At 39.9% G+C, this 12,803-nt stretch carries 10 protein-coding genes; 6 read left to right on the plus strand and 4 right to left on the minus strand.

Going from position 1 to position 12,803, the window contains the following annotated elements; genetic code table 11:
- Positions 1-92 precede the first annotated feature (92 nt).
- Positions 93-320 carry a CDGSH iron-sulfur domain-containing protein gene (locus ACO1QW_RS14025; RefSeq protein ID WP_486259533.1) on the plus strand — a complete coding sequence of 76 codons (228 nt, stop codon included), beginning with the start codon at positions 93-95 and terminating at the stop codon, positions 318-320.
- 100 nt (positions 321-420) lie between these two features.
- Here ACO1QW_RS14025 and ACO1QW_RS14030 read toward each other — a convergent pair whose 3' ends face one another.
- The gene (locus ACO1QW_RS14030; RefSeq protein ID WP_486259535.1) at positions 421-2,049 is read right to left on the minus strand and encodes a L,D-transpeptidase family protein; all 1,629 of its coding nucleotides are present in this window, start codon (positions 2,047-2,049) and stop codon (positions 421-423) included.
- Positions 2,050-2,393: 344 nt separating this feature from the next.
- Between ACO1QW_RS14030 and pnuC the strand changes: the two genes are divergently transcribed.
- Both pnuC and ACO1QW_RS14040 read left to right on the plus strand, forming a co-directional pair.
- Positions 2,394-3,020, plus strand: coding sequence for a nicotinamide riboside transporter PnuC (gene pnuC, locus ACO1QW_RS14035; protein WP_486259536.1), 627 nt, complete (start codon positions 2,394-2,396; stop codon positions 3,018-3,020).
- Positions 3,007-4,077 (plus strand): acyl-CoA dehydrogenase family protein, encoded by a 1,071-nt coding sequence (locus ACO1QW_RS14040; protein WP_486259538.1) that lies wholly within the window; start codon positions 3,007-3,009, stop codon positions 4,075-4,077. The genes pnuC and ACO1QW_RS14040 overlap by 14 nt, the downstream gene beginning before the upstream one ends.
- Before the next feature lie 6 nt (positions 4,078-4,083).
- On the opposite strand, the gene ACO1QW_RS14045 is transcribed toward ACO1QW_RS14040, so the two are convergent.
- Positions 4,084-8,085: a PAS domain S-box protein gene (locus ACO1QW_RS14045; protein ID WP_486259540.1), complete on the minus strand. Its 4,002-nt coding sequence runs from the start codon at positions 8,083-8,085 to the stop codon at positions 4,084-4,086.
- A 291-nt stretch (positions 8,086-8,376) separates the two neighbouring features.
- On the opposite strand from ACO1QW_RS14045, the gene ACO1QW_RS14050 reads away from it, so the two are divergent.
- Positions 8,377-9,342, plus strand: a complete 966-nt coding sequence (locus ACO1QW_RS14050; protein WP_486259541.1) for a Gfo/Idh/MocA family protein — start codon at positions 8,377-8,379, stop codon at positions 9,340-9,342.
- Positions 9,343-9,423: 81 nt separating this feature from the next.
- Here ACO1QW_RS14050 and ACO1QW_RS14055 read toward each other — a convergent pair whose 3' ends face one another.
- Positions 9,424-9,870, minus strand: a complete 447-nt coding sequence (locus tag ACO1QW_RS14055) for a peptidylprolyl isomerase (protein WP_486259543.1) — start codon at positions 9,868-9,870, stop codon at positions 9,424-9,426.
- A gap of 184 nt (positions 9,871-10,054) precedes the next feature.
- Between ACO1QW_RS14055 and ACO1QW_RS14060 the strand changes: the two genes are divergently transcribed.
- Both ACO1QW_RS14060 and ACO1QW_RS14065 read left to right on the plus strand, forming a co-directional pair.
- Positions 10,055-11,032, plus strand: a complete 978-nt coding sequence (locus ACO1QW_RS14060) for a hypothetical protein (RefSeq protein WP_486259545.1) — start codon at positions 10,055-10,057, stop codon at positions 11,030-11,032.
- Between the two features lie 27 nt (positions 11,033-11,059).
- Positions 11,060-11,740, plus strand: a complete 681-nt coding sequence (locus tag ACO1QW_RS14065) for a GNAT family N-acetyltransferase (RefSeq protein ID WP_486259546.1) — start codon at positions 11,060-11,062, stop codon at positions 11,738-11,740.
- Positions 11,741-11,818: 78 nt separating this feature from the next.
- Here ACO1QW_RS14065 and ACO1QW_RS14070 read toward each other — a convergent pair whose 3' ends face one another.
- A complete protein-coding gene (locus ACO1QW_RS14070; RefSeq protein ID WP_486259548.1) occupies positions 11,819-12,691 on the minus strand; it encodes a lytic transglycosylase domain-containing protein in 873 nt (290 codons plus the stop codon).
- Positions 12,692-12,803 lie beyond the last annotated feature (112 nt).

The following is a 12,803-nucleotide window of genomic DNA, read 5'->3' on the forward strand; positions in this document are numbered from 1 at the left end:
AGACGTTAGGAGACATCTCTATAATTTTATTGCTGCTTTTAAGTTTAATTGCATGTTATTTGCACTTCGTTTTATAAACTTAAAAAAGCAACATGTCAAAAACAAAAATTACGGTTAACAGCAATGGATCGCTGAAAGTGGAAGGTGATTTTGAAGTGGTGGATAAAAATGGTAACGTGTACAATTTGCAGGGAAGAGAAGTAGTTTCATTCTGCCGCTGCGGTCTGTCGAAAAACAAACCCTTCTGCGATGCTTCCCATAAAGGTCATTTTGAACATGAAGCCATTGCTTTCGATTTGCCACCAAAAAAGACGGTGTAAACCTGAACGGTTAAACATAAAAAAATCTCCGGTGTTTCTGCCGGAGATTTTTTTATGTATTTAACTTTTTCTAAAGCTGAGGTAAAAGTAATGAGATAACTTAGTTAAACATTTTTCTTGCCAGCTTATTATCATGCTCATAAATATCTTCCCTGAAATTAAGCTTACCATCTTCACCTGCCCATGCAGTGTAATAAGTAACAATTACCGGGATAGGATCTTTTACTTTTACAAATTTCTCTACACCTGCATTCATGGCTTCTGAAATTTTTTCAGGTGTCCATTCTGGTTGATTACGCAATACATAGTTGGCCATTTTCTCCGGTTCTTTCAATCGGATACAACCATGACTGAAGGCACGTTTATCTTTTTCAAACAAACTTTTTGAAGGAGTATCGTGGAAATAAATATTGAAACTGTTAGGAAACAAAAACTTTACTTTTCCCAGGGCATTGTCACCGCCGGGTAATTGACGAATTTCCGGAACGTCGCCATCATTGTTTACAATTTCCATGTTCTGCGATGCAAGATAATTGCTGTTCTTTGCCATTGCAGGTAGTATTTCATTTTGCACAATACTTTCAGGTACATTCCAGTGCGGACTAAATACAACCTGGTTTAAATCGCCATTAAACATCATTGTATTGTGTCCTTCTTTACCAACTACCACCACCATATCAAATACTTTATTGCCGCCTTCATACATGTGTAAAATAAATTCTGGAATGTTTACCACAATCAGTTGTCCCTTTGGCTCTGCTGCCAGCCAACGCATGCGATCCATATTCATCAACACTTGTTTTAAACGGGTGATGGCAGGCACATTCATTTCTTTTGCCACCGCTTCGGTTAATACACCATCAGGAGTAAAGCCATGACGTTGCTGAAAGCTTTTAATTCCATTTACAACGGTATCGTTGAATACCTGCGATGTATCTGCACCCGGCATATCACCCGATATCGCCAATCTTTTTTTAAGTGTTACAACAGCAGGTGAAGCAGCACCTTTTTTAAAAGCAGCTTTTGAAAAAGGAACCACGGGCCAGCCGCCATTCTTTACAATATCATGGTATGTTTTTAAATGTTCCTTTAATCCACGATACGATGCATTTACATCTTCAAAATATTTATCGTCTTTATGTTTTTTGTTGATAAGCGAATCCGCAAGTTTCACCGGATCCTGTTTGCGTGCAGGAATAAACCGTTCCATTTCTTTCCGTTTCACATAGCCTTTCTCATAATTATTCAGCATGTACTGAATAAAATGTTTTGTGAGTAACAGCTCTGTGTTGATATAAGTTTTAGAGGCAGAAACAGAAAGTTCTTCAGCCGCTGTTAAACGACCCATTGTTTTCTCCAGGCCTTTATGATTTAAAGTTGTGTCGCCATCATAACTGGTAACATACTGGTGAAGGTTCCAGAAACCACGGGCCTGTTCTGTAAGACCATCCGCACTAAACCACGCAAACTGGAAATTTCGGGCATTGTAAAAACTCCTGATACGATTTGCCAGGCTATCAGCCAATTTTTCGTCTGCAATAAATTTTTCTACAACCGCACTATCGATGAACAACGAACTGTAGGCATTCGATGCGGTAATGCTCATATCTCTTTTCGTTACATTTTTTTTACGTTCTTCTTCACGTTCTTCGGCAGAAGAGGAGGAGGAAGAGTTGGTACAGGCCAATAACAGATTGCAGGCTGCAATAAACAATAATATATTTTTCATATTTCGTATTATACAAAAGCTGTGCCCTCCGTTACGTACTGCTGCACGGAAGGATTTTGGGAATGATAACTCCACACTTTTCGGGTCTCCACCGGTATAAGACAACCCTTATGCCAAAAAAACTCTACACTTCTCATTTCCTTTGTCAATTACAACTCTTCTTATCTTTGCGCCACTCATGGGGTGCCATACTTGTAAGCTGTTTACTTGCACTGATTAACACAGTTTTCACAGGGCTGAGATTATACCCAAAGAAACTTTGGTTTCTGCTACCTGATCCGGGTAATGCCGGCGTAGGAAATTAAGTGACCTGTGCATGCCCGTGAGTAGTTAAACAAACAGTTATGAATGTTCACGAATGGGCGCAGGCATTTATGTTGCAACTGAAAGCAGTTCCCTTGTTAGAATGGGTAGGCGTTGGTTTTGGCGTTGCTGAAGTTTTGCTGGCAAGGGCTAATAAAATTGCATTGTATCCCTGCGGTATTATTGCGGTTGTTATTTCCACGTATATCTTTTTTGATGCCGGCCTCTATGCCGAAAGTGCATTGAATCTTTATTACTTCATCATGAGTGTGTATGGCTGGTGGTGGTGGTTAAAACGAAAAGATCATGCGGCTCCTGCCATCAGCAGGGCAGCAAAACGTGATTGGATGATTACGCTTGGAATTGTTGTAACAGCATTTGTGTTGCTTTATACGGTCCTGGTGAACTTTACCGATTCTACCGTTCCTCTTGCGGATTCATGGGTTAGTGCAACAGCATGGGCAGGTATGTGGTTGCTGGCAAAACGTAAAATTGAAAACTGGATCCTGCTCAATATCAGCAATGCGTTTGCCATTCCTTTGTTGTTATACAAACAACTGCCATTGTATGCAGTGCTCACATTGTTCCTGTTTATTGTCGCCATACTTGGATATATCGATTGGAATAAAATACTTAATAAAAAAACGAATGAACATGCGGTTGAGTAAAAAGGAGATAACGGAGCTACGGAGTTTGTGTGGCATTGCTGAACAAAAAGGGGAATTAACGCCTGCATTATTGCGCATTATTTATCGCAAAAAATGGTTTAAGTTGTTTATTCCAAAAGAACAGGGCGGGCTTGCAATGAATTTACCCGAGGCATTAAAACTGGAGGAACAGCTTGCGTATGTTGATGGCAGTCTTGGCTGGACAGTTACACTTTGTTCAGGAGCAAATTTCTTTGTGGGCTTTATGGATAAGAAAAAGACCGGGAAACTGTTTCATGCAAAAAATGTTTGCCTCGGAGGGAGTGGTGCCACCAGTGGCGTTGCAACAAAAACAAAAGATGGTTATGTGGTAACGGGCCGATGGAAATATGCAACAGGTGCAGCACACCTTACTCACTTTACTGCTAATTGTATGATAGAAAAAAATGGAAAACCGGTTTTGCAAAAAGACGGAACAGCTTTGTTTCGTTCGTTTTACTTTAAGCGAAGCGAAGTAACTATTTACAACGATTGGGATGCAATGGGATTGAAAGCAACATCGAGCCGGAGTTTTAGTGTGAAGAACCTGAAGGTAAAAGAGGAACGTAGTTTTGTTATTGATCATGCACATGTAACACTTGATCACCCCGTGTACACTTACCCGTTTCTGCCTTTTGCTGAAACAACACTTGCGGTTAACACGCTGGGTATGATGAATCATTTACTTGATGAAGCGTCTGCTATCTTAAAAGAAAAAAGTATAACTGATTCACAATTACAATTAGCAGAAGATGCATTGTACAGTGCAAGGCACGAGATCAATATGTTGAGGACTGATTTTTATAACGCCGTTGAAAGTTCATGGACTGAATTGATGGTACACAAACGACTTTCTAAAAAAACAACAAGACAATTAAGTAATATCAGCAGACAGTTGGCGAAAGTTTGCCGAAGCCATGCTGCAGTGGTTTATCCGTATTGTGGATTGGCCAAAACATCACAACATTCTGATTTCAACCGGGTTTTCAGGGATATTTTTACTGCCAGCCAGCATGCATTATTAACGTATGGAAAATAAATTAAGTTAAATTGGAAAACTGATCTCCAGTGTAAATCCTTTTCCGGGTGCTGAACGCACTGATGCTTTACCATTGAACAAACCAAGCCGGCCGTTGATATTGCGTATGCCAATGCCTTCAATTTTCTGATCAGGTTTCATGCCTGCACCATCGTCAGTAATGGTCATTGTAAAAATATCGTGTGCTGTAGACAACGTGATATACACATTAGTAGCTTGTGAATACTTGATGATATTAGTGCATTGTTCCTGCGCAATGCGATAGATATGGATCTTATGTTCATTGCCCAGGTATTCTTCTTTAAAATCCTCAATATGAAAATGCGCCTTCATGCCTGCGGCTTCTATCATGTTTTTAAAGAGCTTGTCTAGTTGCTCGGCTAAGGTATTCGATTGCAGATCGGGTGCTACAAAGAAGTGTGCAATTTTCCTGTTTTCATCAATCGCTTCCCTGATGCTATCCATCGCCTGCGAAATCAGCTCTTCTGTTTTTTCCTGCTTTAATTTTGCCATGGAGAGCATAAGATTGCTGCTCACGAGTATTTGGTTTACATTGTCGTGCAATTCTTCACCAATTGCATTGCGTTCTTTTTCCTGGCCCTGCAGCATTGCTTTTGTAATTTTCTTTTGCTCATCCATTTCCATTTGCAAACGCTCCCGCTCAAGCCGTTTTAATTCTGAAATATCAAGATGCATTACAACAACGCCTGCATATTCTTTTTCTTTTAACGGTGCAACCACCATCCTGTACCAACGCAACTGGCCCGCCGATTGACATGAATATTCAAAAACAAATTCATCATCTTTTCCCGTTAATACCGATCGAATGCCCATTGATATCAACATGGCATCATGTTCGTCATCGCACTTTGCATGTTCTGCTGCTGCGATATAATCGTCGCCAATGCTGTAATCATTTCCAATAAAACCATTTTCATCAGCAAAATTTCGCCAGGCATCGTTTACATCCATCACTATTCCATTCTTATCAAGCAAGGCAATGTTCGCAGGCAGTGTATTAATGATAGCTGATAGACGTTGAGCAAGCGATTGTTTTTCGAGCAGGCTGTTTTTTAGTTGTTGTTCAGCCATTTTCATTTCGGTAATATCCTGCTTAGCTCCCAACATACGTTTGGGCTTGCCATTTTCCCTGATGATAAACACCCGGTCGTTTATATAAGCATAGCTGCCATCTGCTTTTAAAAAACGATATTCCGTAGCCGACTGCACTTTGTTTTTATCCGCCAATGTTTCGGCAAGCTCCGTCAATACTCTTTTTTTATCATCGGGATGAATATGATCTTCCCAATAACCATCTTCGCTATAACCATTCACTACATGGTAACCAAACAATTGCTGGTAACCTGTACCCGGAATAAAAGTTTTACCTGTTTCAAAATCATAATCCCAAATGGCATCGCTGGTTGCTTTCGCAACAGTTTCATACCGGTCGTTGGAAGTTTTGATATGATATTCTGCCGTTTTCTTTTCAGTGGTATCCCTCGCAGTAATGCAGATACCAGTTATTGTGTTTGATTTATAAACCGGCGTATACGTATAATCGATCCAGGAAAGCGTTCCTTCCGGTTTCAGGTAGGAGCGATCGTAATTCACAGTTTCACCTTGCAACACCCTGCTTACCACAGATGCAAAAAAGAGTTCACGCTCGGGTTCAACCAAATCAAAAATACTTTTACCTACAGCGAGTTTCAGGTTAGCGTTATTGAAAATATTTTCTTCAGCTGTTTTATTAAATGCCTTTACAACGGCGTGTGTGTCTAGTAAAACAAAACCTTCGGACGTGTTATCAAAAATTGTTTTTAGATTTTCTTCGGATTGAATGATCCTCGTTTTTGTTTCGTTTTCGAGCGTAATATCTCTTGCAATAGTTGATACGCCAATAATTTCTCCATTCTCATCTCTTAACGGTGAAGCGCTAAGCGAAATGGTGATCATGTTGCCGTTTTTTTTGAGGCGTTGTGTTTCGTGCCGGTGGATTGATTCACCTTCTTTTATTTTATTTACAATATCCGTTTCTTCTGATTGCAGGTGAGCAGGCAGTAGCTTGCGGATGTTTGAACCAATAATGTCTTCAGCAGTGTAACCAAAAATTGTTTCGGCAGCTTTGTTCCAACTGGTGATGTTTCCTTCTAATGAACTACTAAAGATGGCATCGTCGGAAGAGTTTACGATAGAGGTGAAGAGGTTTCGTTTTGCTTCGGCCTGCCTGCGGTCGGTAATGTCCACAGATAATATAAAGATGCCTTCCGGTACAGGTTGCAAACTCAGTTCAAACCAGCTTTTTGTTTTATCAGGAAATTCAAATTCCTGTTCAATCTGTATGGTTTCCCTTTCAACTAAACATTTTTGAAAATGCTTGTACAATTCTGTTTGATCAAAACCGGGATAAAGCTCAAGTACAGGTTTGCCGATCATTTGTTCCTTCGTATATTTTCCCTGTTTGCTTGCTGCATCGTTGACATAGATATAGACCATGTCGAAGCTGATGAGCTGCGCAGCTTCAAGCATATTATCGAGTGTATTACGAAACTGCCGTTCTGTTTTCAGGATTTCTTCTGTGCGCTCTTTTACTTTTTGTTCAAGCTCTTCGTTCAATTTTTTTAATTGCTCCTCCGCTCTTTTTTCACTACTGATATCCCTGATAATAATGGCATAAGAAGTAGTTTCTCCCTGCTCATTTTTTATTGAATTCAATGTTACACTCCCAATGAAAGGAGGTTTGTTCTTGGGGAAGTATTCTATTTCTCCTTTACCGCTTCCATTTATTGCTACCAGCTTGTCAAAAGCTTCCTGTTGTTCTACTGATATAGCAAAGAGGTGCAAATCGGCAGGAGTTTTTCCAATTGCTTCTTGTTTACTGTAGCCCAGTAATTCTTCTGCGCCCTCATTCCAGCTGATAATGCGATTATCAAGCCCCCGTGAAATAATTGCATCTGATGAATGCTCTACGAGTGTTGCCAGGTGATCGATCTCGGTAATTAACTTTTTTTGATCGGTGATATCATAGCTCACCGCAACATAGCCTGTAATTTGTCCCCTGGTATCTTTTATCGTAGTGGTGGATGAGCGTACATAAATAATTTCACCATTTTTTTTAGTTCGCATTAGCTCTCCGCTCCAATAGTCTTTTTCATGTATGATCTTCAATGCTGAATCAATTTCTTCCTCGCTGATGGCTGTTTGTAATAGCTCAGTGGAATTTTTTCCAAAAGCTTCTGTTTTTGTAAAACCATATAATAGTTCGGCGCCACGATTCCAGCTTACTATTTTAAGATCCTTGCTTATCATAAAAATAGCATCATGTGCATCTTCTATCTGCTTATTCAGCATTTCTAACTCCCGTTGAACTTTTTTCCTTCTTGCAATATTATTTTTTATGTAAAAGATAAAATAAAGGCCAAGCAGTAACACCAGCAAAAGAATGCTATAGAGAATTATATTTAACTGTTGTATTGAGTCATCATTTGTTTTTTGTTTTGTTAATAGAAGATTTGAAGCACTTTCTTCCATCTCACTACCAATGTCACGAATCTTGTCAGTATAAAATTTTCCCAGTCCGCTTTCAACCAAGGTTACGGCGGCTTGAGTGCCAAGCTTATCCTTAGTGGTAACCATTTTCCTGGAATATTCAATCCGCTTGTTCACATAATAGCCAAGTGAATCAAATTGCCGGGCAAGTGGTTTGTTATCTTTTAGCAACGTTTGCAACAGGGTTAGTTCGTTGCTGAAATTATTTTCCGAAATGCGCAGCGGCTCCAGGAATTTTTGGTTACCCGTGATGAGGTAACCTCTTGCACCAGTTTCGCTGTCGAGCGCTGTGGCGATAATTTTTTGGATATGACGCAGGATATTTTCGGTGTGCGATACCGCCTGTGAACTATCTTTTATTTTCCTGGATTGAAAAAACGTAATAGAAGAGATAATTGCTACTGATAGCAGTACGAGAAAGGCAGTAATAATTAAGGTTTTATTTATCGACAATCTCATAAGTAGTTAGCAAATTGAAATGATGTCTTTCTTACCCTTACAGGTAATTGCGAACGGGTAAATGTTTTTTTTATTCCTGATCCTGAATAGGTAAGTACCAGGGATGTTCAATGTGAATGTTACACAGCTTTTCAACTTTGCTGTTGAAATGAATGTTGCCATCAGCTGAAAATAAATTTAATTAAATAGTTTGTAATTTTTTACTATCATCAACAAGTAATTTGCAACGGGTTTAAAAAGGAGTTGATGGAAGCTATGAACTAAACTGATGAATAAATAAGAAGACACATTATGATCAACTGGGGAATCATTGGTTGCGGCGATGTGACCGAAGTAAAAAGTGGTCCGGCATTTAATAAAGTACCCGGCTCAAAACTAGTAGCGGTTATGCGCCGCAATGCCGATAAAGCAGCTGACTATGCCAAACGGCACAATGTACCACGCTGGTACAATGATGCAGAGCAACTCATTAACGATGCGGAAGTTAATGCCGTTTATATTGCCACGCCACCCTCATCGCATGAAGCATATGCATTGGCGGCTATTAAAGCCGGTAAGCCGGTGTATGTTGAAAAGCCAATGACAGTGAGTTCTGCTGCTGCACGAAATATGGCAAGGGCAGCTAATGCTGCCAACGTAAAACTCACGGTGGCACATTATCGCAGGCAGTGGCCTTTGTTCCAAAAAATAAAAGCACTGCTTACTGAAAAAGCAATTGGTGATGTACGCCTGATTCAGCTGAAACTATTCAAACAACCGGCAACACTTGCTGAGATGACTGATGAAAAAACAGCCTGGCGTTTTGATGCTGCTGTTGCAGGTGGTGGACTCTTCCATGATCTTGCACCGCACCAACTGGATATTTTGTATTGGTTGTTTGGAGATGTTGCTTCTATCAATGGCATTGCTATTAATCAAGGTAATTTTTATAGCGTGCCTGATTTGGTAAGTGGCCAGGGTGTATTTAAGAATGGGGTTGTGTTTACAGGCAACTGGTGTTTTACTGCACCCGAGGCAATTGATGAATGTGAGATTATTGGCAGCAACGGTTCCTTACGTTTCAGTTTCTTTACCGATAACGGCATTGAATTGGCGAGCAATAATGAAAGAACAAGAATTGATTTTGATCGTCTGCAACATGTGCAGCAACCAATGATAGCAGAAGTAGTTAATTATTTTTCAGGAACAGCTGTTAATCCATGTTCAGCAGAAGAAGGTGCAGAGATCATGCGCTGGATGGATGAGATGTCAAAATAATCTGAAAATAATTGTGAGCCTTTGGTTGATCATGCGATCAACCAAAGGCTCACAAAGTTTTTTCTTAGTTGACAGCGATAATTAAGTCAGTATTACTTTCTGCATAACGTCGCCTGCACGAATTTCGTCTACAAGCTCTACACCTTCGGTAATGCGTCCAAAGCAGGTATGTACGCCATCAAGATGTTTTACACCATTGCGGTTATGACAAATGAAAAACTGGCTTCCGCCTGTGTTTCTTCCACGGTGCGCCATCGACATTACACCACGGTCGTGTATTTGTTTACTTCCGTTTAACTCGCATGGGATTGTATAACCCGGTCCGCCAGCGCCTGTACCATCGGGGCATCCTCCCTGTATCATAAAGTTGGGAATTACACGGTGAAACTTCAACCCGTTGTAAAAGCCTTCGCTTACTAATTTTTTAAAGTTGCCTGCAGCAATAGGGGCATCGTCATCATATAATTCAAATTTCAAAATTCCTTTAGCGGTGTGTATTTCACCCGTAGTTAATTTTACTTCACTCATCGTTCATAATTTTTAAGACTGCGAAAGTAATATTTAGCAACGAATTGGCTGGTTTGTGCCGGTCATTTTTCTGTTTTATCACCTTGGTGGCCAGGCGTTTTCTGATCTTAACAATATTTTGCCGGCAACAACTTTTAAGTGAAGATGGCGTTTTCTATTTTGTATCCAATTAAAACGTCACCCTATGGCTTCAACTCTACTCAAGTATGGTTGGTTATTATTCTTCATTACCGCCTGCGCCACCGTTTCCCAAGAGCATTTAAGTAGTAACAACAAACAGGTTGAAACAAAAAAGCCCATAACAAAATCTTTTGTTGATACTATACTCGACAATCAACATCCATTGCCACTTACGGATCTTTCACAAACAGAGGAAGGGGAAATTGTTTTGGCTGAGGGCTTCTATGAAGCAACGTATAAAAGTTATTGTCTGCAACCAGGTACTCCGGATCCATCGGATAGGGATGCATACCTCCAGGCTCCTTTGCAAACACATCGAAAGGATATTGTGGAAACAGTTTTGCGCACTTCGCTGCAGAAGCAACATCTTAATCAAAAGAATATTCAGTTATTGTTGTGGTCGGTTGTAAGTGGCTCTGATTATAACAAGCTATCCTGGCCGGTGCAATTAACAGCACAGGAATTGCTCACACGCAAACAGATCTTTCAACTGAAAGGCGGAGTAGTGGGTGTGATGAAGACCGTTGCGAAGCAGTTACCCGATGCACGCATTACCGGTGCACAGGTAAGTATGAAACGATTATTTGAATCAGGAACAAGTACGTATGAATCTTTTGAACGGCTAGCTGTGTTAAGAGAAAAATCGACGGTTCACAAAGCCGATTACAAAAAAGAACAATGGTATAAACAAACGGGCGGATACTTCCTGCGTTATTTTCCTAACGGATACCAGCACGTGAAAATACAAGTGTATGTACCAAAAGGATTACTTGATTCCTCCGGTATGCAAGACGGGAATTATTTATTGTTTGATCCTGTTACTCAAATGGCAACACCTGCCAACTCAAACGCACAACGTCTCGGAATTGGATCACCTGTTGCGGATATTATACGTAAGATCATCCGCATACAAAAAGATATTCCGCAGCCAAAACAGCCGGCACCAAAACAACAACCAAAAACCAGTAAAGAACAACAATAGTTTTTTGTTTCTTGTTATTTTTGCCCGGTGATTCATCCTTTACACAATCCTGTTTTCTCTGCTTTATCTACAGGTGATAAACATTTAAGTTTTGGTAACGAACGGGTAAAATATTTTCACGAAGAAGTTTCTCCTTATGCAGGCTTCGATGAAGATAATGTCCAAGGTTTTGAAGAGCTTTACGAGTTGCTTTCAACAGGAAGACGGATTTTATTTGCAAAGCCAACTGCGATCACTACTCCAAAAGGCTGGGAATTGCAACATAAAGTAAAAGGATTGCAATTTGTATATGAAGGTGGAACCATTCACGAATCATTTTCAACTATTGTTCCTTTAAATGATGAGCATGTTGATGAAATGATCAATTTGGTAAAGCTCACTAAGCCGGGGCCCTTCGGCAAAAGAACGATCGACTTTGGTTATTATCACGGCATTTTTGATCATAGTAAACTAGTTGCCATGACAGGTCAGCGACTTCATGCTGAAAAATATACCGAGCTCAGCGCTGTATGCACACATCCTGATCATTTAGGAAAAGGGTATGCTTCTGCATTAATGAAACATCAAATCCAGATCATTTTAAATCACGGTCAAAAACCTTTTTTGCATGTGCGTGAAGATAATGACCGGGCCATTGCAGTTTATGAGCGCTTAGGTTTTGTAGTGTCAGGCCCAATGAATTTTTATTTTTTGAAGAAGAAGCAATAAGTTACTGAAATGTTTAAAACAAAAAGAGCGACTGAAGATTCAGTCGCTCTTTCTTTGAACATGTGTTTTACAAGTAGCTTATTTGCGTAGTACGAATAGGAGCTCTCCATCGTGCTGGGCTATCAATACCCAATTCACTGGTTGCTTAGTTGAAGCAGGTGTGGAGTTTTGCTCTTCATTCTTTTCAACAGGTGTAGCAATATCTTTTAGGGTGGCGAAGTATGCAGTTCGTTCAGCTTTGGTTAACGTTACAGGGCTTCCTTTTTCTTCGTAATAAAAATGCGTAGCAATAAAACGTTTTACATGATCCCTGCTTTCTTTTGGTAAGTAACGTTGCAGTTTCCAGAAGTCCCTGCTTCCTGAAAGTTTAATAGCCTTGCACACATTGCCGGCACCACAGTTATAAGCGGCAACAACCAATAACCAATCATCAAATTGTTTATACAAATCGTTGAGATACTCAGCAGCGGCAGCAGTGCTATGATAAATATTTCTTCTTTGATCGTTTTGTGCATTTACTTTTAAGCCGAGTATTTGGGCGGTAACCGGCATCAGTTGCCAAACTCCTGCAGCACCAGCGCCCGATGTAGCCGTGTTTTTTAATTTCGATTCAACAATTGCCAGGTAAATCATTTCTTCAGGCACACCATGCTTCACCAATATTTTTCTGATGAGTTTAAAACTCGATGCATTTCGCTGCTCAATTTTTTCAAGCAGTTCGTCGTGCTCTTTCAAATAAACATCAACAAAAGTTTTTACAGAAGATTGCAATTGAATGATTGATTCAAAGCCTGGAGTTACTGTTGATGTTTTCACAATCAACGAATCGTGCAAAGCAAAATTTGCATGATGTAGTAACTGTTGTTCGTGTTGTTCACCTGCATATGCAGAATGAAGTGCAACAAAGGGTAAGCTTAATAAACCAATTTGTTTCCATAGAGTCGTTTTCATTGTACTGTTTTTAGTAAAGAAATACTCACGGGAAATGGATTTCTAAAAACAGTTTTTCTATAAAGTATTGGAGGAAAACTACAATTACAAAACAGTGATCGGGTTACGAATT

This window comes from Lacibacter sp., assembly GCF_057361365.1.

What these genes read in the sequence shown, in the direction of transcription:
- ACO1QW_RS14025 (WP_486259533.1), top strand. Translation starts at nt 93, where the DNA reads ATGTCAAAAACAAAAATTACGGTTAACAGCAATGGATCGCTGAAAGTG.
- ACO1QW_RS14030 (WP_486259535.1), bottom strand. Translation starts at nt 2,049, where the DNA reads ATGAAAAATATATTATTGTTTATTGCAGCCTGCAATCTGTTATTGGCC.
- pnuC (WP_486259536.1), top strand. Translation starts at nt 2,394, where the DNA reads ATGAATGTTCACGAATGGGCGCAGGCATTTATGTTGCAACTGAAAGCA.
- ACO1QW_RS14040 (WP_486259538.1), top strand. Translation starts at nt 3,007, where the DNA reads ATGCGGTTGAGTAAAAAGGAGATAACGGAGCTACGGAGTTTGTGTGGC.
- ACO1QW_RS14045 (WP_486259540.1), bottom strand. Translation starts at nt 8,085, where the DNA reads ATGAGATTGTCGATAAATAAAACCTTAATTATTACTGCCTTTCTCGTA.
- ACO1QW_RS14050 (WP_486259541.1), top strand. Translation starts at nt 8,377, where the DNA reads ATGATCAACTGGGGAATCATTGGTTGCGGCGATGTGACCGAAGTAAAA.
- ACO1QW_RS14055 (WP_486259543.1), bottom strand. Translation starts at nt 9,870, where the DNA reads ATGAGTGAAGTAAAATTAACTACGGGTGAAATACACACCGCTAAAGGA.
- ACO1QW_RS14060 (WP_486259545.1), top strand. Translation starts at nt 10,055, where the DNA reads ATGGCTTCAACTCTACTCAAGTATGGTTGGTTATTATTCTTCATTACC.
- ACO1QW_RS14070 (WP_486259548.1), bottom strand. Translation starts at nt 12,691, where the DNA reads ATGAAAACGACTCTATGGAAACAAATTGGTTTATTAAGCTTACCCTTT.